24 protein-coding genes are annotated in these 23,857 nt (G+C 60.1%); 22 read left to right on the top strand and 2 right to left on the bottom strand.

The annotated features are described in order from the left end of the window. On the bottom strand, positions 1 to 868 hold an 868-nt coding region (locus AFK24_RS06620; protein ID WP_065832501.1), incomplete at its 3' end, for a LysR family transcriptional regulator. A gap of 270 nt (positions 869 to 1,138) precedes the next feature. Here AFK24_RS06620 and AFK24_RS06615 point away from each other — a divergent pair. The 6 genes from AFK24_RS06615 (at position 1,139) to AFK24_RS06590 (ending at position 5,871) form a co-directional block, all read left to right on the top strand. After that, positions 1,139 to 1,564, top strand: a complete 426-nt coding sequence (locus tag AFK24_RS06615; RefSeq protein WP_065832500.1) for a RidA family protein — start codon at positions 1,139 to 1,141, stop codon at positions 1,562 to 1,564. Positions 1,565 to 1,592: 28 nt separating this feature from the next. Continuing rightward, positions 1,593 to 2,753 (top strand): ABC transporter ATP-binding protein, encoded by a 1,161-nt coding sequence (locus tag AFK24_RS06610; RefSeq protein ID WP_065832499.1) that lies wholly within the window; start codon positions 1,593 to 1,595, stop codon positions 2,751 to 2,753. An 11-nt stretch (positions 2,754 to 2,764) separates the two neighbouring features. Beyond that, positions 2,765 to 3,769 carry an NAD(P)H-quinone oxidoreductase gene (locus AFK24_RS06605; RefSeq protein WP_065832498.1) on the top strand — a complete coding sequence of 335 codons (1,005 nt, stop codon included), beginning with the start codon at positions 2,765 to 2,767 and terminating at the stop codon, positions 3,767 to 3,769. A gap of 95 nt (positions 3,770 to 3,864) precedes the next feature. Then, a complete protein-coding gene (locus AFK24_RS06600; RefSeq protein WP_065832497.1) occupies positions 3,865 to 4,479 on the top strand; it encodes a glutathione S-transferase in 615 nt (204 codons plus the stop codon). Between the two features lie 16 nt (positions 4,480 to 4,495). Then, the gene (locus tag AFK24_RS06595; protein ID WP_065832496.1) at positions 4,496 to 4,942 is read left to right on the top strand and encodes a type II 3-dehydroquinate dehydratase; all 447 of its coding nucleotides are present in this window, start codon (positions 4,496 to 4,498) and stop codon (positions 4,940 to 4,942) included. Beyond that, positions 4,939 to 5,871: a 2-hydroxyacid dehydrogenase gene (locus tag AFK24_RS06590; protein WP_205884861.1), complete on the top strand. Its 933-nt coding sequence runs from the start codon at positions 4,939 to 4,941 to the stop codon at positions 5,869 to 5,871. The genes AFK24_RS06595 and AFK24_RS06590 overlap by 4 nt, the downstream gene beginning before the upstream one ends. Before the next feature lie 5 nt (positions 5,872 to 5,876). Here the strand turns inward: AFK24_RS06590 and AFK24_RS06585 are convergent, their stop codons facing one another. Beyond that, a complete protein-coding gene (locus AFK24_RS06585) occupies positions 5,877 to 6,851 on the bottom strand; it encodes a LysR family transcriptional regulator (protein WP_065832495.1) in 975 nt (324 codons plus the stop codon). Between the two features lie 370 nt (positions 6,852 to 7,221). Here AFK24_RS06585 and AFK24_RS06580 point away from each other — a divergent pair, with 370 nt between their 5' ends. The 16 genes from AFK24_RS06580 to AFK24_RS06505 all read left to right on the top strand — a co-directional run bounded on the left by AFK24_RS06580 (position 7,222) and on the right by AFK24_RS06505 (position 23,691). Next, complete coding sequence (locus AFK24_RS06580) at positions 7,222 to 8,250, top strand: polyamine ABC transporter substrate-binding protein (RefSeq protein ID WP_065832494.1); 1,029 nt, start codon at positions 7,222 to 7,224, stop codon at positions 8,248 to 8,250. Positions 8,251 to 8,355: 105 nt separating this feature from the next. Next, entirely contained in the window at positions 8,356 to 9,210 is an 855-nt protein-coding gene (locus AFK24_RS06575) for an ABC transporter permease (RefSeq protein ID WP_065832493.1), read from the top strand. Position 9,211: 1 nt separating this feature from the next. Continuing rightward, positions 9,212 to 10,030: an ABC transporter permease gene (locus tag AFK24_RS06570; RefSeq protein WP_065832492.1), complete on the top strand. Its 819-nt coding sequence runs from the start codon at positions 9,212 to 9,214 to the stop codon at positions 10,028 to 10,030. 63 nt (positions 10,031 to 10,093) lie between these two features. Further along, positions 10,094 to 10,768 (top strand): DUF1028 domain-containing protein, encoded by a 675-nt coding sequence (locus AFK24_RS06565; RefSeq protein ID WP_065832491.1) that lies wholly within the window; start codon positions 10,094 to 10,096, stop codon positions 10,766 to 10,768. Next, the gene (gene argE / locus AFK24_RS06560; RefSeq protein WP_065832490.1) at positions 10,769 to 11,941 is read left to right on the top strand and encodes an acetylornithine deacetylase; all 1,173 of its coding nucleotides are present in this window, start codon (positions 10,769 to 10,771) and stop codon (positions 11,939 to 11,941) included. It abuts the gene before it with no gap. A gap of 187 nt (positions 11,942 to 12,128) precedes the next feature. After that, positions 12,129 to 13,400 carry a flavin-containing monooxygenase gene (locus AFK24_RS06555; RefSeq protein WP_065832489.1) on the top strand — a complete coding sequence of 424 codons (1,272 nt, stop codon included), beginning with the start codon at positions 12,129 to 12,131 and terminating at the stop codon, positions 13,398 to 13,400. A gap of 199 nt (positions 13,401 to 13,599) precedes the next feature. Further along, positions 13,600 to 14,409 (top strand): transporter substrate-binding domain-containing protein, encoded by an 810-nt coding sequence (locus tag AFK24_RS06550; RefSeq protein ID WP_170826297.1) that lies wholly within the window; start codon positions 13,600 to 13,602, stop codon positions 14,407 to 14,409. 14 nt (positions 14,410 to 14,423) lie between these two features. Beyond that, positions 14,424 to 15,146 (top strand): ABC transporter permease, encoded by a 723-nt coding sequence (locus AFK24_RS06545; RefSeq protein WP_065832487.1) that lies wholly within the window; start codon positions 14,424 to 14,426, stop codon positions 15,144 to 15,146. A gap of 14 nt (positions 15,147 to 15,160) precedes the next feature. After that, positions 15,161 to 15,898, top strand: coding sequence for a maleate cis-trans isomerase family protein (locus tag AFK24_RS06540; protein ID WP_065832486.1), 738 nt, complete (start codon positions 15,161 to 15,163; stop codon positions 15,896 to 15,898). Between the two features lie 29 nt (positions 15,899 to 15,927). After that, entirely contained in the window at positions 15,928 to 16,623 is a 696-nt protein-coding gene (locus AFK24_RS06535) for an ABC transporter permease subunit (protein WP_065832485.1), read from the top strand. 23 nt (positions 16,624 to 16,646) lie between these two features. Then, on the top strand, positions 16,647 to 17,402 hold the full coding sequence (locus tag AFK24_RS06530) for an amino acid ABC transporter ATP-binding protein (RefSeq protein WP_430962147.1): 756 nt from the start codon (positions 16,647 to 16,649) through the stop codon (positions 17,400 to 17,402). Between the two features lie 148 nt (positions 17,403 to 17,550). Then, positions 17,551 to 18,159, top strand: a complete 609-nt coding sequence (locus tag AFK24_RS06525) for a cysteine dioxygenase (RefSeq protein ID WP_065832484.1) — start codon at positions 17,551 to 17,553, stop codon at positions 18,157 to 18,159. Beyond that, positions 18,156 to 19,739 (top strand): rhodanese homology domain-containing protein, encoded by a 1,584-nt coding sequence (locus AFK24_RS06520; protein ID WP_065832483.1) that lies wholly within the window; start codon positions 18,156 to 18,158, stop codon positions 19,737 to 19,739. Before AFK24_RS06525 ends, AFK24_RS06520 begins: the two co-directional genes overlap by 4 nt. A 95-nt stretch (positions 19,740 to 19,834) precedes the next feature. Then, positions 19,835 to 20,839, top strand: coding sequence for an ABC transporter substrate-binding protein (locus AFK24_RS06515; RefSeq protein ID WP_065832482.1), 1,005 nt, complete (start codon positions 19,835 to 19,837; stop codon positions 20,837 to 20,839). Between the two features lie 46 nt (positions 20,840 to 20,885). Further along, positions 20,886 to 22,238, top strand: a complete 1,353-nt coding sequence (locus tag AFK24_RS06510) for an LLM class flavin-dependent oxidoreductase (protein ID WP_065832481.1) — start codon at positions 20,886 to 20,888, stop codon at positions 22,236 to 22,238. Between the two features lie 259 nt (positions 22,239 to 22,497). Further along, positions 22,498 to 23,691: an acyl-CoA dehydrogenase family protein gene (locus AFK24_RS06505; protein ID WP_065832480.1), complete on the top strand. Its 1,194-nt coding sequence runs from the start codon at positions 22,498 to 22,500 to the stop codon at positions 23,689 to 23,691. Positions 23,692 to 23,857: the final 166 nt, after the last annotated feature.

Raw genomic sequence — 23,857 nt, 5'->3', positions numbered from 1 at the left:
CCAGACTGCCAAACGACGCCACGGCGCCCTGCAAGTTGCCCAGGAAACGTGGATAAATCAGCCACAAGTCCATCACCGGCTTGAAATCCTTGACCGGCATCACCGCCAGTTGATCGCGATGAATGCTGCGTTCCAACAACGGGCGCGGCACCAGGCCCAGCCCCATGCCATCAGCCACCAACCCCAACTGCAATTCAGTGCCAAAGGTTTCCAGATTGACCTTCAGGCTCAAGCCCTGATCGGTCAGCGTGCGCTGCAAACCGGCCCGGAACCCGCAGCCATCGGGATTGAGCACCCAACCCTGCTCGTAACAATCGGCCAGCTTGACGGCTTTTTTCGGCAACGCTGATTTGGCACAGACCACCACTAACTCCATCTTGCCGATGGACTCGCCAATGATGTTCTCCGGGAAGATCTTGCCTGCCGGGAACAACGCCGCAGCGGCGTCCAGCTCGCCATTCTCGATCTTGTTGACCAGATGACTGCCCCAGCCGGTCACCACTTGCGCGCGCAGGTCGGGGAATTCATTGCGCATGTATTTGAGCGCATCGAGCAACACCGCATCGCCAATGGTCTGCGGCACGCCAAGACGCAGCAAGCCGCTGGGCGGTGTATCGCTGGCAACCAGCTCGCGCAGAGAATCCATTTCCCGCAGAATCGCCAGGCACTTCTGATAAACCTGTGTGCCCATTTGAGTGGGTTTGAGCGGCTTGGTGTTGCGATCGAACAACTCGACCCCCAACGCCTGCTCGAAATTCTGTACCCGACGAGTAATCGCCGGCTGGGTCAAACCCAGGGATTCCGCTGCATGGCTGATCGACTGGCAACGAATCACCGCCACGAAAGCATCGATATCATCAATTTTCATTCGGACCGCACATAAAGAAACGGGAAAGAGATAGGCGAAAAGCATAGTTGTATTTTCGGTGGGTGGAAAGGTCGGGAATGAGGTACTCGGTGCTTGATCGCATCCGGCGCGGCTCAACAGGTCAAAAACCCTCGATCTGCCAGGTAGCAACGAGCACCGCCCATTTCAGGCTTCGGTTTTTCCTAAGCACTACCCCGCGCAAATGCTGGTTTCGTCAAATCAGGGGCAATGTGAAGCTGGGATCATTCCGTTCCCTGAGAGTCGCCAGGCATGCCTACCCATACTCGTATTCGCATGTTCAACACGAAAGAAACCTACCCCAACCAGTCGCTGGATAACGACCTGTGCCAGGCCGTGCGCGCCGGCAATACCGTGTATGTCCGGGGCCAGATCGGCACTGATTTCGCGGGCAACCTGGTTGGCCTCGGTGACCCGCAAGCGCAGGCTGAGCAGGCGATGAAAAACGTCAAGCAACTGCTCGAAGAAGCGGGCTCCGACCTGTCGCATATCGTCAAGACCACCACTTATCTGATCGACCCACGCTACCGCGAACCGGTGTACCGCGAGGTCGGGAAATGGCTCAAGGGCGTATTCCCGATTTCCACCGGCCTGGTGATTTCCGGCTTGGGCCAGCCTGAATGGTTGATGGAAATCGATGTAATCGCCGTCATCCCGGATGACTGGACTGTCGCCTGAATTTCAGCCCCTCTTTATCGGAGCGCCCATGGCGACTGCACCTATCAAAAGCTTTACCCTGGCAATCGATGCCGACCCTTTATCGTCGCCGCCGCGCAGCAACGTCGCTGTCCAACTAGACGGCGTGCTCAAGCGTTTCGGCGATTCCATCGCGTTGCACAAAGTCTCGTTGAAAATTCAGGAAGGCGAATTTGTCACGCTGCTCGGCCCTTCGGGTTGCGGCAAAACCACCCTGCTTAACCTGATGGCTGGATTCGCTGAAGCGGATAACGGCGAGATTTTCATCGATGGCCAACTGGTCACCGAAACCCCGCCGTATCAGCGGGAAATCGGCATCGTGTTTCAAAATTACGCGCTGTTCCCGCACATGAGCGTGGCGAAGAACGTCGGCTACGGCCTGCGCATGCGCCGGGTGCCAAAGGCCGAAATCGCCGAACGCGTCGAGCAGGCACTGGCACTGGTCAAGCTGCAGGGTTACGGCGAGCGCAAGCCGAGCGAGCTATCGGGAGGCCAGCAGCAACGCGTGGCCCTGGCCCGGGCGCTGGTGATCCGGCCCAAGGTATTGCTGCTCGATGAGCCGTTTTCGGCGCTGGACAAGAATTTGCGGCTGTCGATGCAGATCGAACTCAAGGATATCCAGCGCAAGCTGGGCGTCACGACGGTATTTGTCACCCACGACCAGAGCGAAGCCCTGAGCATGAGTGATCGCGTGGTGGTGATGTCCGCCGGTCACGTGCGACAGATCGGAACGCCCGACGCGATTTATCGCCGCCCGCAAGACCCGTTTGTTGCAAGTTTTGTCGGCGACGTCAACATTCTCCCCGGCCGTTACCTGAGCCGCGACGACCTGGCCACCCTGGAGCTGGGCGACAGCACACTGCGCCTGCCCGCCGAGCGGGTCCACGCCCAGGTTGGCGAACGGCTGGATATTTACGTGCGCCCGGAGAATATCCGCCTCGGCGTGCTTGGCCCGAAGTCGCTGCTCAGCGCCACCGTGGTTACCCATGTGTTTCAGGGCGATCACGTGGACATCCATCTGGACGTGCCGGCGCTGGGACAACGCCGCCTGTTTGTCCGCCAGTCCGGCCTCGACGCCCTGACCCGCTGGCCTGTCGGCGCTGCCGCTGGCCTGACCTTTGACGACGAAGGCACCTGCGCTTTCGCGGCCGACGTTCAGCTACCCCAATGAAGAGCGATTGCATGAGCCAGCCTCCAGAAACGATCAACGCCATCATCGCCCGCGAACCCGGCGGACCTGAAGTGCTGCAATGGGTGCAGCGTGCGCTGCCACAGCCGCAAGCCGGTGAAGTGCTGATCCGCACAGCGGCGGCCGGGGTCAATCGCCCGGACCTGATGCAACGCAGCGGCATGCCGATTCCGCCCGGCGTCACCGATGTGCTTGGCCTGGAAGCGGCCGGCAAAGTGGTGGCAGTGGGCAGTGGAGTTGCAGATTTCGCACCCGGCGACCGGGTCATGGCGCTGCTTAACGGCGGTGGTTACGCCGAATACTGCATCGCCGTTGCCGCCCACTGCTTACCCGTCCCGGACGGGCTATCGCTGGAAGATGCTGCCGGGGTCCCGGAAGCGGCCTTCACGGTCTGGCACAACCTGTTCGAACTGGGACGCCTGGCCGCTGGTGACACGGTGTTGATCCACGGCGCCGCAAGCGGCGTTGGCAGTTTCGCTGTGCAGTGCGCGCAGGCTGCTGGCGCACGGGTGATTGCCACAGCGGGTGGCGCGCAGAAAATTGCTGCGCTGCAGGCGCTGGGCGTCTGGCGAGCCGTTGACCGCAATCAGGAAGACTTCGTTGAAGTGGTCAACGACTGCACAGCCGGGCGCGGCGTCGATGTAGTACTCGACAACGTCGGCGGGTCTTATGTGGCTCGCAACCTGGCCGCCATGGCACAGGGTGGACGTCACGTCAGCCTTTCATTTCTGCAAGGGGCGAAGATCGAACTGGACCTGCAACTGGTGATGCGCAAGGGCCTGAGCCTCACGTCTTCGACACTGCGACCGAAAATCAGCGAGGAGAAAGCCCGGATCGCGCTCTGCATCCGCGAGCACCTGTTGCCGTGGCTGGCGGCAGGCCAGGTCCGCCCGTTGATCCACGCCCAATTGCCTTTGAATCAAGCCGTCGAGGCCCACCGTCTGCTGGAGGCCAACGCCAACATCGGCAAGGTGCTGCTGACCGTTGAGGCGCTTTAGCCAGACCGGTATCGGCGGCCCGCAGCAGGTTTTCCCTTAGCGCGAGGCTTGCCCGCGAAACAGGTCATGACTTCATGCCCCACAAAGGAGGCTTCATGTTCAAGCTGTACTACGCCGCGACCTCCGCCTATGTGCGTAAAGTCATGGTCAGTGCCCATTACCTGGGCATCACCGGGCAAATCGAGTTGCTCGACTCGGCGGCGCATCCGATCCAGCGCGACGAGCGCATCGCGCGCTTCAATCCACTGGCCAAAGTGCCCGCCTTGCAGACCGCTGACGGTCTTTCGTTGTACGACAGCCGGGTGATCTGCGAGTACCTGGATGCCTATGCCAACGGCTCGCTGTTCCCGACCGCCGGCCAGCAGCGCTGGGTCAGCCTGGTCCGTCTGGCACTGGGCGATGGCTTGGTGGATGCGGCGTTGCTGGCGCGTTACGAAACCAGCGCACGGCCCGCTGAAAAACAGTGGGACGCGTGGATCACAGGACAATTGGTCAAAGTCCGTGCAGCCCTGGCTGAGATCGAAACACAAGCGCCGCAATTGAGCCGCATCCCCGACGATATCGGGGCGATTGCCATCGGCTGCGGCCTCGGCTACCTGGATTTCCGTTTCGCCGACCTTGACTGGCGCGCCAGCCACCCCGCCGCTGCCGCCTGGTTCGCTGAATTCGACCAACACCCCGCCATGCTTGCGACCCGACCGGTCGCGTAACGCTTTGGAGTTCGCCATGCCCCGCACCGTGTATTTTCTAAACGGCCCGAATGCCAACCTGTACGGTCTGGACAAAAACGGCACCTACGGCAGCGAAAGCTTTGCCAGTATCGAAGCCAGATGCCAGCGCCATGCAGCCGAACTGGGGCTGCAACTGGAGTTTCGCCAGAGCAATCACGAAGGCGTGCTGGTGGACTGGATTCAGGAAGCGCGCCTCAACGCCGACGCCATCATCATCAATGCCGCAGGCCTGACCTACAGCTCGGTGCCAATCCTGGATGCACTGCTGGCGTTCGACGGCCCGATTATCGAGGCACACATGAGCAATATCTGGAAGCGCGAAAGCTTCCGCCATCACTCTTACGTATCCAAAGCCGCCACCGGGGTGATTGCTGGTCTGGGTGCGTTGGGCTATCGCCTGGCGTTGACGGCAGTGGCCGAACTGCTGGAGACACAAGCGTGAGTACGACGTTGGTGTTTTACAGTGAGTTCGACAGCTTTGAAGAGTGGCAGGCGCTGCTCGCCCCGCTGCTCCCCGGCGTGCGCATCTGCCGGGTGCACGACGTCGAAGATCCCGACAGCGTGCTCTACGCTTTGGCCTGGAAGCCGCCGCAGGGTTTCTTCGCCCGCTTCCGTAATCTGCAACTGTTGGTGAACCTGGGTGCCGGCGTCGATTCGCTGGTGGGTCGTGACGACTTGCCGGCGATACCCATCACCCGCCTTTCGGACCCGGACATGGGCCGCATGATGGCCAGCTACGTGCTGTTCGCCGTGCTGCGTTATGCCCGCGACATTCCTGCCTTTGAACGGGCCCAGCGCGAGCGGCGCTGGCATTATCTGCACCCGCGCCTGCCATCGAGCGTGCGCGTCGGCGTATTGGGGCTTGGCGAGCTCGGCTCTTATGCTGCGCTGGAGCTGGTGCGCCAAGGCTTCGACGTGCACGGCTGGTCACGCTCGATCAAACAGCTGAAAGGCGTGGCATGCGTGAGCGGTATGGACGCTCTGGACGACTTTATTGCCAACGCCGATATCCTCGTGGTGATGCTGCCACTGACGCCGCAGACCAACGGGCTGCTCAGCGCTGAACGCCTGGCGCTGTTACCCGACGGTAGCTGCTTCATCAACGTATCCCGTGGCGCTGTGGTCGACCAGCAGGCGCTGACCGCTGCTCTGGCCAGCGGCAAAATTGGCGAGGCGACGCTGGATGTCTTCGACCGCGAACCGCTCCCGCCACAGGATCCGCTGTGGGCGCTGGATAACGTGCTGATCACGCCGCACCTGGCATCTGTCGCCATCCCGGCAACTGCGGCTGCTCAGGTTGCTGATAATATTCAGCGCCTGGCCCGAGGCGAGGCGGTATTGCATCAGGTCGATCCGGCGCGCGGCTACTGACACACTCAGCTCACGCCCTTGAGCACACGAACGGCATGCGGATCGAAGAAACTCGGTGACGCCATGCCGGGGATGTATTGGTCAGAGACGAACATCCGGCAGCGCTCGGCAAACGCACTGACCAGCCGCGACAGCTGCGCATTGTTGGCGGTCGCGTAGCCCAGGCGCATCGGCCGATGTTCGCCGGACAGGCGCACACGAATCAAGCGCTTGCCGTCCTGGGACAGGTTGGCCTTGGGCCGCACATTGGCAATGCTGAAGCCGACACCGTTGGCGACCATCGCCCTCACCACCTCCAGGTTACTCGAACGCATGACGATATTGGGCGTAACGCCAGCCTGCATGAACAGGCTCATGAAATACTCGCGGCTCCAGGGAATGTCCAGCAACACCATCGGATAGGTTTCCAGATCGTGCAACGTCACCGCTGGAAGGTTCGCCAGCGGGTGATGCTCGCCGACCATCACGTAGGGCGGTAACTGCGCCAAAGGCTGGAAATCGATGTCGTCGCTGGTCGCCAGGTCGTAAGTCAGGGCGATATCAATTTCAGAGCTGCGAAGTTTCTCCAGCAGTTGCTCGTGATAGCCCTCGACCTGGCTGATGCGCACACCGGGAAACGCCCGACCGAAGCCGAACACCAGCTCTGGCGTGATCATTGGTGCCAGCGACTCCAGACAACCCACCCGCAGCGGCCCGCGCACCATGTTCAGGGATTCCGAAGCGATGGTGTAGAGGTTATTCATCTGCTCCAGAATCAGCTTCGCTTCCTTTAATACCTGGCGGCCGATGGTCGTCAGCGACACGCCCTGAGCATGGTGGCGGATGAACAACTGCACGCCCAGTTCCGACTCGATGTGGGTGATCGCCGCCGAGATCGACGGCGAAGATACGTGAATGCGTTCCGAGGCACCGAGCAGGCTGCCGGCTTCGCCAGAGGCGACAAAGTACTCCAGCTGTCGTTGAGTAATTCGACTGAGCATAGATAGCATTTCCAGGCAAAGGATCAGGCGACCTGCGCTAACGCGCTTGCGGTCGGACCTGCAAGACGAAGCACGGACCATGCCGGGCGCCGGGCGTGCGCAGACCCTGCACAGCACGCGCCCATGTTGGTCTTTGCCGGCCCCTGAGCAAATGAGCATTTGCCGCAGCCATGCTTAGGCAAATCCTTCTTAATCGACTGCCTCGGTCTGCATCGGAAATTCCGACGCATAAGCACGGCAAAGGCTGTTTTACCGCAGCGTGTTCACCGCTCCATCATGGATTCATCGAGCCTCCGGCCGCCGTGCACTGATGCGGGGCGGCCGGACAGCGCAAACGATCACAATTCGAACCATCCATGAGGAAAAGAAAATGCTGCGCAACGCCATTGCCTTGACCGTTTTGAGCGCCAGCCTGCTGGCCGCTGCGGGTGCCAATGCTACTGACAAACTGATCGTGAGCACCTGGGGCGGAAGCTTCAAGGATCTCATCGACGAGGCCATCGGCCAGCAATTCACCAAAGAAACCGGCGTCGAGGTCGAGTACGTTACCGGCGGCACCATCGATCGCTTGAACAAGGCCAAACTGGCCGGCACCGCAGAAACCGACCTGACCTTCACCACCTCCCACGTCGGCTGGCTGTACACCACCGACGGACTGTTCGAAAACCTCGACATGAGCAAGCTGCCCAACTCCGCCAATCTGGTCCAGCAGGCCAAGCTCAGCCCGGCCCATATCGGCGTCTGGGGTTACGTCTACACCATCGGCTATCGTCCGGACATGTTGCCCAAGGGCGTGACGTTCAATAGCTGGAACGACCTCTGGAAACCCGAACTCAAAGGCATGCTCGCCCTGCCCGACTGGGACCCTAGCCACATCATCGCGGTATCGGCCAAGCTTTCCGGTAGCGACGCGCAGCATTGGGAAAAGGGCCAGGACAAGCTCAAGGCGTTGATCCCCAACATCAAGTCGTTCTACACCAACGATGCCAACAGCCAGCAGTTGATCGCTACCGGCGAAACTCCGGTGCAGGTCATTCTGTCGATGAACGCCTATCACATGATGGAAGAAGGCGTGAATATCAAGCTGGCGATCCCCAAGGAAGGCGCAGTGCTCGGCGTCGACGCCATGGGCATCAATAAAGGCAGCAAGCATGCAGACCTGGCCTACAAGTTCATGAACATTGCCTTGTCGGCTGATGTGCAGGCCAAGATCGCCAAGATCAACCACGGCAGCCCGGTAGTGACCAACGCTCATGTCGATCCGGAGATTGCCAAACTGCCGGGCATGCTCACCACTGCCGCGCAGTGGGACGCGACGCTGAACGTCGACCCGAAACTGCGGGCCGAAAAATCCGCCGACTGGCGCAAGTGGTTCTCGGAAAACATCATGGCGCACTAAGCGCGTAACCGGGCGCGGGGCCTCTCGCGCCACTTCCTGCTCAGTACATTATTTCAGCGACCATGTGTCGCGGCCGCCTTACCGCCGATTTCTACGGGAATGCCCATGACTCGAAAACCTGCGTTTGTCTTGTGGTTCGTGTTGCCCTCGGCGCTCACGGCCCTGGGTCTGACGATTGCCATGCTGACTGTGCTGCAGTACAGCGTGCGCGCCTTTATCCCCGGCTCGCTGGAAGTTGGCGGTTTCACCCTCGACAACTTCCAGGACCTGTTCAAGAGCCTCTACGCACAGGCGTTTCTCAACACCGTGTCGCTGAGTTTCAAGACCGCGCTGTTCGGCCTGCTGCTCAGCTACCCGCTGGCCTACGCGCTGGTGCGCACCCGCACCGGATGGCTGAAATCGACCATTCTCATCATCGCCATCACGCCGCTGTTTCTCGGCGAAGTGGTGCGGACCTATTCGTGGATCATCGTTCTGGGCAGCAGCGGCTTTCTCAATAGCCTGCTGCTGGGCATGGGCGTGATCGACAAGCCCTTGCAACTGATGTTTACCCAGACCGGCGTGGTGTTGGCGCTGGTCCACGTGACCATGCCGATCATGGTGCTGATGCTTGCCACCGGGCTTTCGCATATCGATCCTGCGTACGAAAAAGCCGCGACCAGCCTGGGTGCCGGGCCGATCCGTGCATTCCTCACTGTCACTTTGCCCCTGTCGCTGCCGGGCATCGTCGCCAGCCTGACCACTGCTTTCGCCTGGACATTCAGTGCATTCGCCACACCGCAACTGATCGGTGGCGGCAAGGTCAGCACGATTGCCACGCTGGTCTATCAGCTGGGCTTTTCGTCCCTGAACTTCCCTTTCGCCGCCGCCCTGAGCGTCGCCGGCCTGATATTGACCGTGTTGCTGCTGGCTGCGCTCAAGCGCATGACCCGTTCCCTGCAAAGCGCCGGAGGTCACTGATATGACCCGTTCCAATCGCGACAAATGGCTGAGCCATGCTGGCCGCTTGCTAATAGCGCTGATCCTGTTGTTCGTACTGCTGCCGACCGTGGTGGTGATCATTTCTTCGTTCAGCAGCACCTCGGTGCTGTTCTTTCCGCCCAAGGGTTGGTCGTTGCGCTGGTTTCAGCGCGCATTGGACTACGACGATTTCCGCAAGGGTTTCTATGCCGGACTGGTGGTCACCGCCTGGGCCTCAAGCCTGGCCGTGGTTATCGGTACCACCCTGGCGATCGCCATTCACCGCTACGACTTTCGCTGCAAGGGGCTAATCGAAGCCGTGCTGCTGTCGCCGCTGTTCATCCCGCATTTCACCATCGGCCTGGGCTTGCTGATGCTGGTCTCGCAACTCAACCTGGGACGCGGTTATGCGCTGGTGGTTTTCTGCCACGTCGTGTTGGTGCTGCCTTTCGTGCTGCGCAGCCTGTACGTGTCGCTGCACAACCTGGAACAGCGGATCGAGCTGGCAGCCGCGAGTCTTGGCGCAACACCGTTGCAGGTGGTATGGACCATCACTGTTCCGCTGATGATTCCCGGACTGTTCGGTGGCTGGCTATTTGCGGCGATCCTGTCGTTCAACGAATTCACCGCATCCCTTTTCGTGACCACGCAGGCAACCCAGACGTTGCCGGTGGCGATGTACAACTATGTCCGGGAGTTTGCCGATCCGACGCTGGCGGCGCTGTCGGTGATGTATATCGCGGTGACTGCGACCCTGTTGACACTGGCCAATCGCTTCCTGGGATTGGGACGGGTACTTAATGTTGAAGGGTCGCGCTGACTTGCGGCGCCATGCGCAACCAGAATCCGACGCCACTTCAGTTCGAAACAGGATCAAGACACCATGACATTTTCAATCATTGGCCGCTGCGCCAAAACCGGTCAACTGGGCATTGCCATCAGCTCATCGAGCATTGCCGTCGGCGCGCGCTGCCCATGGCTGCGCCCCGGAGTCGGCGCTGTCGCGACGCAGAACATCACCCTGCCCGCGCTGGGCGCCGATGTTCTCGACCAGTTGCAACGAGGGCTGGCGCCTGAACAGGCGCTGGCTACCGCGCTGGGTGACGACCGCTACAGCCAGTTCAGGCAATTGACGGTAATCGATCACTTGGGCAACACCGCGCATTTCAGCGGCAGCGAGACCCTGGGCTGCCACAACGCGGTGGCTGGCGAACAATGCGTCGGGGCTGGAAATATGCTCGCCGACCGAGCCGTCATCGACGCTTTGGTACGGGCGTTCGAAACCAGCGACGGACAACTGGCCGACCGCCTGATCGCCGCCATGCAAGCCGCCCTGGCTGCCGGTGGCGAAGCAGGTCCGGTGCATTCCGCAGCCTTGAAAGTGGTCGGCGAGCTGATCTGGCCCATCGTCGACTTGCGAGTCGATTGGGCGGATGAAGATCCGGTCGGGCAATTGGCGCAGTTGTGGGCCGACTACAGCCCGCAGATGCAGGATTACATCACTCGCGCACTCGACCCTACCAAAGCGCCCAGCTACGGAGTGCCTGGAGATGAATGAATGAGCAACAGCAGACATCTACTGGCGTCGCTGATTGCCTTCGACACCACCAGCCGCGAGTCCAATCTGCAACTGATCGAATTCGTGCGTGATTATTTGGCGCAGCTGCACGTTCCTTGCGAGCTGATTTTCAATGACGAGCGCAGCAAAGCTAACCTGTTCGCCACTGTAGGGCCGGATGATCGTCCAGGCATCGTGTTGTCCGGGCATACCGATGTGGTGCCGGTGGATGGCCAGCCGTGGACGGTTGCGCCGTTCCAGTTGAGTGAACAAGACGGCAAGCTCTACGGCCGTGGCACTGCTGACATGAAGGGCTACATTGCCTGCGTGCTGGCGGCGGTCCCCGGCCTGCTCGCCGAACCGTTGCGCATGCCGGTGCATATTGCCTTGTCCTACGATGAAGAAGTCGGCTGCCTGGGCGTCCGCGCGCTGCTTTCAGAGCTGGAACAACGGCCGCACAAACCCTTGTTGTGCATCATCGGCGAACCCACAGAACTCAAGCCGGTGCTGGGCCACAAAGGCAAACTGGCCATGCGCTGCGATGTGCAGGGTGCGGCTTGCCACTCGGCGTATGCGCCCACCGGCGTGAATGCCATCGAATACGCCGCTGACTTGATTGGCGAGCTGGGCCGCATCGGTTCGCAGCTGCGCGTTCCCGAACTGCAAGACCCGCGTTTCGACCCACCATTCTCGACGGTACAGACCGGTTTGATCAGCGGCGGCAAGGCCTTGAATATTGTTCCCGCCGATTGTCGTTTCGACTTCGAAATACGCACGCTCCCCAACCAGAACCCCTACGACGTGGCGCAGCAACTGCAGCACTACGCGCAACATCAGGTGGTGCCCAGAATGCATGCGGTCAACGCCGACACCAGCGTCCGCTTCTCTGAATTGTCTGCTTATCCAGGACTCGCGACCGACGCTCAAAGTGACGCAGCGCACTTGATCGCCCAATTCTGTGGTTCCAGCGAATTCACCACCGTGGCTTTCGGCACCGAAGGCGGGTTGTTTGACGCCATTGGTATCCCGACGGTGGTGTGCGGTCCGGGCAGCATGGAGCAAGGTCATAAACCCGACGAGTTCGTCAGCGTCGACCAACTTCATGCCTGCGATTGCATGCTTGAACGCCTCACTCTGGCGCTGCGCGAGTGCCCCTGCAATCGCCGGGCATGAGCCTCGGGCGCGGTTTGTTTTTGCCTAACCTCTGCGTTCAAAAAGCCTGTTTTTCAAAAGACCAGGGCTTGAGCAGACTGGCTGCTGTCGATGAATGATATCCAGGGCTCCTGTGCTTCTTCGACGTGACGTTGATGTTCAGGCGTCGGTGAAACAGGTCAGGGTCGATTACCTTTAGGAAACTCAAATGTCAGTAGAAAAAATCAACACCTTGGTTGTCGGTGCTGGTCAGGCGGGCATCGCCATGAGCGAGCATCTCTCGCTCATGGGTGTACCGCATATCATTCTGGAGCGCAGCCGGATCGCCGAGCGCTGGCGCTCGGAACGCTGGGACTCACTCGTCGCCAATGGACCGGCCTGGCACGATCGATTTCCCGGCCTGAAATTTGAGGGCATCTCTCCGGAAACCTTTCCACCCAAAGAGCGCATGGCGAGCTATTTCGAGGACTACGCGAAAATGCTCAAGGCCCCGGTGCGCACCGGCGTCGAGGTCAAGCAGGTGCAACGCCATGCAGGTCGGTCCGGCTTCAAGGTAACGACGTCTGCCGGTGTGATCGAGGCGGCCAATGTTATCGCCGCAACAGGTCCGTTCCACAGCCCGATCTACCCGAAGATCATCCCTGAGTCGGCAACAATCCAGCAGTTGCACTCCTCGGCGTACAAGAATCCAGGACAGTTGGCCGATGGCGCCGTACTGGTAGTGGGTGCCGGTGCATCGGGCTCCCAAATCGCCGAAGAATTGCGCCGGGCAGGCAAAACCGTCTATCTCTCCGTGGGTGAGCATTATCGTCCGCCCCGCTCCTATCGCGGTCGTGATTACTGCTGGTGGCTGGGGGCGCTGGGTCTGTGGGACGAAGTCAAGATCAAGCCCAAGAAGCAACACGTCGCCTTCGCCGTCAGTGGCTATGAAGGTGGCAAAACGGTCGATTTCCGGCGCCTTGCCCATGCGGGCATCCAACTGGTGGGGTTGACCCAGTCATGGAACGACGGGGTGATCGAATTCCAGGAAGGCCTGGCCGCCAACGTTGCCGAAGGTGACAAAGCCTATTTCGATGTCCTGCGTGACGCCGATGCCTACATCGAGCAGAACGGCCTGCCGTTTCCTGCCGAACCGGAGGCGTGGACGCTGCTGCCCGACCCGGACTGTCTGACGAACCCGATCCTCAGTCTCGATCTGGCCCAAGCTGGCATTACCACGGTGCTGTGGGCAACCGGTTTCACGTTTGATTTCAGCTGGCTGCAAGTGAACGCATTTGATGAAAAAGGCGAGCCCTTCCACAAGCGCGGAATCTCTGCCGAAAGCGGCATCTACTTTCTTGGCCTGCCAAATCTGGTGAACCGCGCGTCTTCTTTCATCTATGGCGTCTGGCACGATGCGAAATACATCGCCGACCATATCGTCATGCAGAACGACTACATGGCTTACGAAAAACCTGGCACCACTGTTACTCAGGAATAGGGCGTGAGCCTCGCAGCGGACGGCGCCAGCCAGGTGGCCGGCACTGCCAATCTCTACAATTTATTTAGTTAATCCCTGCTTCGCCAAGCGATAACTGCTGACCGTTTCAAACTCCGTATGCTCGGTACGGCTGGCTGATCTGTTGCATGCACTTTTGTCCCTAGATTGTTCTCAACCCTGGCAAGTAATGAGGTGCTCTTTGAACTATTCAGCTATTGGTCTCGCCCTATTCGCCAACCTGGTGTTTTCCACAGCGGCGATCTCCGCAGAGAAGCTTGTGTTTGGCAATGAAGGAAGCTACCCGCCCTTCAGCATCGTCGATGCATCCGGGAAGTTGACCGGCGTCGAGCCTGAGCTGGCACGCGAAATGTGCAAGCGCATGAAGGTCGACTGCGAGATCGTGGTCATGGACTTCAAAGCCCTTATCCCCGCCTTGCTGGCGAAGAAACTCGACGGCATTACCACGCAGATCAAACCACTGCCGGAGCGCAAGGAAAAGGCGCTATTTGGCATGCCCATCGTCTATAACCCGGACGCGTACGTTGTTCGCGCCAATAGCCATTTCGAGTTCACCAAAACCGGCCTGCAAGGCGTTCGTTTCGGCACCCAGCGCGGCTCCGCCCAATCGCGTTACCTGACCGAGCATTTCGGCGATGCTATTGAACTGACCAACTACGACAACCCCGAGCAGATCCGTCTTGATCTGCTCGCCGGCCGGATCGATGCGACGCTGGGCCCGAAGATCAACTGGACTCTGGAACTGATCAGCAAACCCGAGGGCAAGGATTTCAAACTCGATGGCGGCGAATTCTGGACCGGCGATCCATCGATTCCTGAAGCCGAACGCGGCTCCAGCTGGATTGTCCGCAAGGACAGCACTGATCTGGCCAAGCGCATGAATGAAGCGCTTGCCTCCATGCTTGCTGACTGCACGTTCACGCACATTCGTGAGCGCTTCATTCCGGTGGCAATCGTTCCGGCTGAAAGTGCCTGCATCAAGCCTGCGTAATCAGGGGAATCCTAATGCTGGGACTGCTGAGCTGGGGCGACACCGGATACGGCGACGAGCTGTTCTTCGGCGCATTGGTGACCATCAAGGTCGCCGTGCTCGGCTATTTGCTTGCATTGAGCATCGGCACCGCCATCGCGCTGTTGACACTTAACCCGTATGGCTGGCGCTGGCGTTGCTGGCGCGTCTACGCCTCGTTGTTCATGGGGGTTCCAGCGTTGCTGGTGGCGTTTTTGCTGTACTACGGCGGCAGCGAAATGATCGCCTCGTTGTTCGGTTTGACCGGCTTGCAAGTCCATGTGGATGTGACACCTACCGCCGCCGGAGTCGCGGCGCTGGGTCTGGTATACAGCGCTTATCTTGCGGAGCTTATCCGCAGCACCATCCGCTCGTTACCCCAGGGCCAGTTCGAAGCCAGCGCCATGCTACTGATCCCGCGCAGAAAGATGTGGGCACATATCGTCTTTCCGCAATCCATACGCCTGGCTTTGCCGGGCCTTACCAACATGTGGATTGTTGTACTCAAAGACACCGCATTGATCTCCCTGGTCGGCATCAAAGAGGTCATCGCACAAGCCAAGATGGCCGCTGGCAATACCAAAGAACCCTTTCTTTTTTACTGCGCAGTGTCTGTTTTCTTCCTGGCTTTCAGTTTGCTGACGGTCTGGCTGATCGGCCGCCTGGACAAGCGCAAAAACAGCCAGAAGCCAAAACAGCTAGCAGATAAAACTACTTAAATGAGGCATTCTCGATGAAAGATTACACCGGTTGGCGCGCTAAGATCGGCCTGATTTATATGGCCTCAAGCACCGTCATGGAGCCTGAATTTCAAGCAATGGCGCCCGAGGGCGTGTCCATTCACACCACGCGCATTCCGTTCCTCAACGCTTCCAGCGACGGCATCCGCTCGATGATGAGCGAAGGGCCACTGGAGGACGCCGCGCGCCTGTTGGCGACTGCGCCGCTGACCGCCGCCGTTTTCGGCGGCACCAGCGCCAGCTTTCTGGAAGGCAAAGGGTTCAACGATGTCGTGGCCGACCGGATGCGCGCGGTCATGGGCGATATTCCGGTGACCACGGCCTCAAGCGCAGCATTGCTGGCGTTGCGCAGTTTTGGCGTGAAGCGCATTTCATTTGTCGGGCCGTATATCGAAGAAGTCACCCAGCGCGGACAAGCTTTCTTTGCCGCCAATGGCTTCGATATTCTAGCGGCTGACGGCCTGGGCATTACCGGAGACATCGAGCTGGGGGAAATCCCGCTGGAGCGTGTCTACGATTTCGCGCGCCGCACCGTGCATCCAGAATCAGAAGCGGTATTCATCAGCTGCACCAACATGCGCAGCGTCGGCGCTATTGGGGCGCTTGAGCAGGATCTGGGCATCCCGGTCATCAGCGCTATCCAGGCTTCGTTCTGGCATACCTTGATGCTATCGGGCGTGCATGCACCCATCGAAGGTTTCGGTTCGCTGTTCGGGCAACGCCTTGACTGATTGCGGTTCACCAGCGGACAGGTAAACCTATGCATTACGACTTAGCGCTGGCATGGAACACCTTGCCACAATTGTTGACGGGCGCCGCCATGAGCCTGGCGGTGCTGATGCCAGTGCTGATGCTGGGGATGCTGATAGCAATCCCGCTGGCATTGCGCCGCGCATCACTGCGGCGGCGCTGGATTGCAGCGGGTTATGTCGGTTTCTTCCGAGGCGTGCCCAGCCTGATTTTGCTGTACGCGATCTACAACGGTTTGCCGCAACTATCAGCGATCCGCAACGGCCCGTTGTGGCCGTTGTTTTCCAGTGCCTATTTCTGTGCGGTGGCAGGGCTTTCCCTGACCCACTCGGCGTATCTTGCGGAAATCCTGCGCGCCGGTTTGCAGGCAGTGCCGCAAGGTGTGCTCGAAGCGGCCTCTGCGTTGGGGATGCGCCCGCCCGTAATCTTCTGGAAAGTCCGCCTGCCGATTGCGGCCCGGCATGCACTGCGCGCTTATCAGAACGAAATACTGATCATGGTCAAAAGCACGGCGGCCGTTGGAGCGATTACCCTCGTTGAGCTCAATGCGGCGGCCAATGAAGTGTTCGAATTCACTTACGACCCATTCACTCCGCTGCTCACCGCTGCAGCGATTTACTGGACCATCATCAACATCATCCGTTTTGGCTTCGATGCCGCAGAACGTTACCTCAATGCAGGTCAGACGCGAGCGCTTATCAAATGACCGTCATCAGCCCTACGCTGCCCATTTCAAAAACCATACAGTCGGCACAAACGCCCATCATCACCTTGAGCGGGGTGGACAAGTTTTATGGCAATCATCAGGTTTTGCGTGACGTTGACCTGGTAATACATAAAGGTGAAACGGTGGTGATCTGCGGTCCATCGGGCTCAGGCAAATCCACACTGATCCGCAGCATCGCCCACCTTGAACCCCACGATAACGGGCAAATCATCGTGGCCGGCATCAACCTGACCCCGGAGCCACAGAGCATTCAAGACGTGCGTCGGGAACTGGGCATGGTTTTCCAGCAGTTCAATCTGTTTCCCCACATGACAGTGCTGGAAAACTGCACTTACGCGCCAAAAGTTGCTTTGGGCATGACCGAGCGCACCGCCACGGCGACCGCCACGCGCTTGCTTGAACGCGTGCAACTGGGTGATAAAGCCCACAAATATCCAGGCGAACTCTCCGGCGGGCAGCAACAGCGGGTAGCAATAGCGCGCGCCTTGTGCATGCAGCCGCGCATCATGCTGTTTGATGAGCCGACTTCCGCGCTGGACCCGGAAATGGTCAACGAAGTGCTGCTGGTCATGGAGGATCTGGCTCGGGAAGGCATGACCATGCTGTGCGTCACACACGAATTGAATTTCGCCAAGCGGGTTGCCCACCGCTGTGTGTTTCTCGATCAGGGCACAGTCAATGTCGACGCGCCAACCTCGGTGTTCTTCGGCACTTCCCAAACGGCACGACTGGACGCATTTCTTAACAGCCGCCTGTAATCCCGCGCAGCCGCGAGCACCACTAACCAGTCGCATCACACCCAACCAACCAACATTTTGGTTATATCCTAATCATAAAAAAATAGCATATTAAACACCTCCATTATGCTTATATTCATCCATGCCTTAACCAAGCGCTGGATTCGATATGACGCAGACCCGACACCCGGAAAGACTCAGAGCCTTTATTGGCGCGCTGGCCGAGCTGATTGACAGCAATCCCCGCGAAGGCGACCTGCTGCATCGTGGCGGCAAGTTGCTGTCCCAACTGGTTAGTTACGACGACTGGCTGCCCGATGAATACGCCGTTCCCGATCCGCAGCGCTATCAGCAATTCCTGCTGCATGCCGACTCCCGGCAGCGTTTCTCGGTGGTCAGCTTCGTCTGGGGACCGGGGCAAAGTACGCCGATTCATGACCACCGCGTCTGGGGCTTGATCGGCATGCTGCGTGGCGCGGAGTTCTCCCAGGGATTCGCCCGCAGTGAAGGCGGCCGTCTGGAGCAGGAAGGTCCGGCGATTCGCCTGGAGCCCGGCCACGTCGAAGCCCTGTCGCCGCGCAGCAACGACATTCATCAAGTCAGCAACGCCTACAGTGATCAGGTATCGATCAGCATCCATGTCTACGGCGCCAACATTGGTGCGGTGCGCCGCGCGGTGTATCAGCCTGACGGTACTGAAAAGCTGTTTATTTCCGGCTATTCCAACGCCTTTTTGCCCAACATCTGGGACCTGTCTAAAGAGAGCCAAGCACAATGACCCAGCCAACTACCCGATCCTTTGCCGACATCCGCCAGGCGCTGCTCGACCATCAAGAACTGGCGCTGGTGGACGTGCGCGAAGAAGCGCCCTTCGCCGAAGCCCATCCGTTGTTCGCGGCGAATATCCCGCTGTCGAAAATCGAACTGGAAGTGTTCTCCCGAATTCCCCGCCGCGACACCGCCGTGACCCTGTACGACAACGACGAAGGCCTGGCGCAGATCGCCCTCGAGCGATTGCAGGCGCTGGGCTACAGCGACGTGAAGTTGCTCGAAGGCGGCCTGCAAGGCTGGCGCGATGCGGGCGGCGAGCTGTTTATCGACGTCAACGTGCCGAGCAAGGCGTTTGGCGAACTGGTGGAGCATCATCGGGATACGCCCTCGCTGGCCGCTGAAGAAGTGCTGCAACTGATCAAATCCAACGCCGACGTGGTCGTCCTCGACGCACGCCGTTATGACGAATACCAGACCATGAGCATTCCCAGCGGGATTAGCGTGCCCGGTGCCGAACTGGTGCTGCGCGCCCGGGAGCTGGCGCCGGACCCGAACACGCGGATCATCGTCAACTGCGCCGGACGCACCCGCAGCATCATTGGCACTCAGTCGCTGGTAAACGCCGGTCTGCCCAATCAGATCAACGCCCTGCGCAACGGCACCATCGGCTGGCTGCTGGCCGGGCAAACCCTGGATCACGGCCAGGCCCGACGTTTTGCCGCAGTCAGCGAAGAAACCCGCGAAACAGCCAGCGCCGATGCGCGCCGGGTTGCCGACAAGGCACAAGTAAAACGCGCCAGCCGTACCAACTTGCACAGCTGGCAAGCAGACGCCACGCGTACGACTTATCTGTTCGATGTGCGCACCCCGGAAGAATTCGCCAAGGGCCACTTGCCGGGCGCGCGCTCGACGCCGGGCGGGCAACTGGTGCAGGAAACCGATCACTTCGCCAGCGTACGCGGCGCACGTCTGGTGCTGGTGGACGACGACGGTGTACGCGCCAATATGTCGGCTTCATGGCTGGCACAGCTGGGCTGGGAAGTGTTCGTCGTCGATGACTTGCACGCTGCTGACTTCAGCGAGCAAGGCGACTGGAACGCGCCGATCCCGACGCCAGCCCAGGTCGAAGAAATCAGCCCGCAAACCCTGGTCGAGTGGCAGGCGCATGGCGGCGTTGCAGTACTGGATTTCACCGCCAGCGCCAACTACGTCAAGCAGCATATTCCCGGCGCGTGGTGGACGTTGCGCGCGCAGCTCAAGTCGGCGCTGGAAAAAATCCCCGCCGCCGAGCGCTACGTACTGACCTGCGGCAGCAGCAAGCTGGCGCGTCTGGCGGTATCAGAAGTCGAAGCCCTGACCGGCAAGCCGGTGTTCCTGCTCAAGGACGGCACGGCCAGCTGGATTGCCGCCGGGCTGCCACTGGAGACCGGCGAAAGCCAGCTCGCCTCGCCGCGCATCGACCGCTATCGCCGTCCTTATGAAGGCACCGACGCACCGCGCGCAGCCATGCAGGCGTATCTGGACTGGGAATACGGTCTGGTGGCGCAACTGGCCCGCGACGGCACCCATGGTTTTTACGTGATCTGACCCACCTATTTTTCCAAGACCGCTGCAAATCAACGGGACCGACCCCTCCAGGCGGAGGTCCCTGCTGCACTGTCCTCTAGCCTGGAGAAACACCCATGACCCTCGTCCGCAAACCCGCACTGCCCTCGAAAAACCGGCACCTGAAAAGCTTGCTGCTGGGCGCGCTGCTGAGCGTGACCCTGGGCCAACAGGTTCAGGCCGCAGACCTGCAACCCTTGCTGGTCGCCAATCAGAAATCCTCGATAAAGACCTTGCTGCAAGTCTCGGGCGAGCTCAAGGACGTGCCCTACGAGATCAAGTTTTCCGAATTCCCGTCCGCCGCGCCGCTGGGTGAAGCACTGAATGCCGGAGCCGTGGACATCGGTGCGCTGGGCGACGCGCCCTACGTATTTGCCCTGGGCGCAGGCGCGCCCTTGAAAGTGGTGAGCATCACCCACGCCGAAGGACGCTTCACCACCGCGTTGTTGGTGCCCAAGGACTCGCCGATCAAGACCGTTGCCGACCTCAAGGGCAAACGCATTGTCACCGGACGTGGCTCAATCGGTCACTTCCTGGCAATCAAGGCACTGCGTGAAGCGGGCCTGCAAACCAGCGACGTGACCTTCATTAACCTGCTTCCCGGCGAATCGCGAATCCTGCTGTCCAGCGGCGGCGCGGATGCCTGGGCGACCTGGGATCCGTACACCACGGTTGCCATCACCCAGAGTCAGGATCGCGTGCTGATCAGCGGCAACGAGCTGCTGACCAATCATCTGTACCTGGCAGCAACCAGCAAGGCCATCGCCGACAAACGCGTACAGCTCGACGACTTCGTGGCACGGGTGGAACGCGCTTACCTGTGGAGCAACACCCATTCGGACGAATACGCCGCAGCCGTGGCCAAGACCACCGGTTTGCCGATCGAAGTGCATCAGGCCATCGCCCGCGCCACCAAGATGCAACGGGTGGACATCGACGACAAGATCATCAAGGGCCTGCAAACCACGGCAGACATTTACCAGGAGGAAGGCATCCTCGGCAAAAAGATCGACGTCTCAAAAGGCTTCGACAAAAGCTTCAACGCTTCGCGTGCTCAGGTTGTGAAGACAGCCGCCCAGTAACCACGAACCACTCTGTTCACTCAATTCGATTCCGGAGAGCACGCTCATGAGCAAGCAAAGACAACTGAAATTCGGCGCCATGGTGCATGGTGTCGGTCACGGCTGGGGCGAATGGCGCCACCCGAACGCACTGGCCGATGCCAGCGTGAATTTCGGCTTCTACAAGCAGCAGGCGCAACTGGCCGAAGCGGCGAAATTCGATTTCGTGTTCATCGCCGACAGCCTGCACATTCATGAAAAATCCAGCCCGCATTACCTCAACCGTTTCGAGCCGCTGACCATCCTTTCAGCGCTGGCGGCAACCACCGAGCACATCGGCCTGGTGGCCACGGTCACGGTCAGTTACACCGAACCGTTCCAGGTCGCGCGGCAGATTTCTTCGCTGGACCACATCAGTGGCGGCCGGGCTGGCTGGAACGTCGTCACTTCATGGCTCAGCGGCACCGCTGATAACTTCAGCAGGCCAGAACACCCGCCGCATGCGGTGCGTTATCGCATTGCCAAGGAGCACGTGTCGGTGGTCAAAGGCCTGTGGGATTCCTGGGAAGATGACGCCTTCGCCCGCAACAAGCAGACCGGCGAGTTCTTCACCCCTGGCAAGCTGCACGCGCTCAATCACCAGGGCGAGTTCTTTTCGGTCAAGGGCCCGCTGAACATCGCCCGCTCCAAACAGGGCCAGCCGCTGATTTTTCAGGCGGGCACCTCCGAAGACGGTCGTAACTTCGCCGCAGAATATTCCGATGCAATCTTCGTCCACGCCGAGACGCTGGAAGAAAGCCAGGCCTACTATCAGGACCTGAAGAAACGCGCTGTGGGCTTTGGTCGCGACCCGCTGGACTTGTCGATCTTGCCGGGCATTCGCCCTATCGTCGGTCGCGATGACGCCGAAGTGGAAAGCCGCTATCAGCAAGCCGTGGAGCTGGTGAGCATTGAAGACGCCATCGTCGCGCTGGGTCGCCCGTTCAACGACCACGATTTCAGCCAATACCCGCTGGACGCGCCCTTCCCTGAGCTCGGCGATCTGGGCTCGAACAGCCAGAAAGGCGGCTCGGACCGGATCAAGCAACTGGCCAGGGATGAAGGTTTGACCCTGCGTGAGGTTGCGCTGCACTTCTCCCGGCCGCGACGTGAATTCGTCGGCACCCCGAATCAAGTGGCTGACGCGATCCAGACCTGGTTTGAACAAGGCGCGGCCGATGGTTTCATCATCAACTCGCTGCTGCCCGATGGCTTGAAGTACTTTACCGAGCTGGTGGTACCGGTCTTGCAGGAACGAGGTTTGTTCCGCAGCGACTACAGTGGTTCGACGTTGCGCGAGCATTTCGGCCTGCAAGTGCCGGTCAATCGTAATGCGCAGCAGGAAGCGGCCGCTCCACGGCAACAGCCAGAGCTGGCCTGATTACGGCGAACCTTGTGGGAGATTCTATGTTTGGGGCAACCCACAGATGCCGCAGAGGTGTCGTCTGCACTGACGACTTCCCGGATAAATCCGGTCCCACGGTATGACCGTATTCCGCCTGTGGGAGCGGATTCATCCGCGAAGGGGTCCATTCAGGCAAAGTATCAACGTCTGACACACCGCTTTCGCGAATAAATTCGCTCCTACGGAATTCATCTATTCAGTCAGTTACAGACAGGTTTCAAGAAGGAAAACACAGATGACCGCATCCCCCCTTCGCCCCGTTGTCGTGCGTCCCGGCGGCATTGAGTCCGCCGAGGCGTTCGCCGCCAGACTGACGGCCATCACCGCGATACTGGCAGAATCAGCCGAGCGCTATGACGCCAGCGGGGAATTCCCCCACGCCAATTTCCGCCTGCTGCACGAGCACGGCCTGCTGGGCCTGACCGTCCCCACTGATCTGGGCGGCGGCGGTGCCGATCTGCTGCAAGCGCAACAAACCATCAGCGCCGTGGCCCAGGGCGAGCCTTCCACCGCGCTGATTCTGGTCATGCAATACATCCAGCACGCGCGGCTGCAAGACAGCAAAAGCTGGCCTCAGCATCTGCGCGTGCAAGTGGCGCAACAAGCCGTGCAGGAAGGCGCGCTGATCAACTCGCTGCGGGTCGAACCCGATCTCGGCACGCCGGCCCGTGGCGGTCTGCCTGCGACCACCGCGCGACGCACCGCTGAAGGCTGGCGGATCAGCGGCAGCAAGATTTACTCCACCGGCAGCCACGGTCTGACCTGGTTCAATGTCTGGGCGCGCAGCGATGACGCCGATCCGCTGGTGGGCGCCTGGCTGGTACACAAGGACACGCCGGGGATTCGCATCGTCGAGGACTGGGATCACTTGGGCATGCGCGCCACGTGCAGCCATGAAGTGATTTTCGAAGACGTGCTGGTGCCGCTGGAACATGCGGTCAGCGTCAGCCCATGGAGCGCGCCGCAGGCAGAGCTGGACCCGTCGGGCATGCTCTGGATGTCGGTGTTGCTGTCGTCGGTCTATGACGGGGTCGCCCGCTCTGCACGGGAATGGTTCGTGCAATGGCTGGAACAGCGCAAGCCATCCAATCTGGGTGCGGCGCTTTCGACCTTGCCGCGTTTTCAGGAAGTGGTCGGGCAAATCGACACCTTGCTGTTCAACAATCACAGCCTGCTGCACTCCGCCGCTCAAGGCCTGACCCCGGCCGTGCATGCCGCGCAGATCAAATACCTGGTTACCACCAACGCGATCCGCGCCGTGGAACTGGCCATCGAAGCATCCGGCAACCCCGGCCTGTCACGCAGCAATCCGCTGCAACGCCACCTGCGCAACGTACTCTGCGCGCGGATTCACACACCGCAGAATGACGTGACCTTGATTGGCGTGGGCAAGGCCGTGTTTGAGCAACGGGCTAAAGCCACGTACTAGCCGAACGGATACTTTGTGGGACCGGACTTGTCCGCGAAGACGTCGGCGCAGGCAATGAAGCCGGGGCAGACAGATCGAGATTGGCCCGGCTGGCCTCTTCGGGGACAAGTCCCCTCCTACGGGCTCGGCACAGATCTGGTAGGACCGGACTTGTCCGCGAAGACGT

Source organism: Pseudomonas syringae, from assembly GCF_001698815.1.
GTDB lineage: Bacteria > Pseudomonadota > Gammaproteobacteria > Pseudomonadales > Pseudomonadaceae > Aquipseudomonas > Aquipseudomonas syringae_A.
This window is presented reverse-complemented; position numbering and strand designations above follow the sequence as displayed.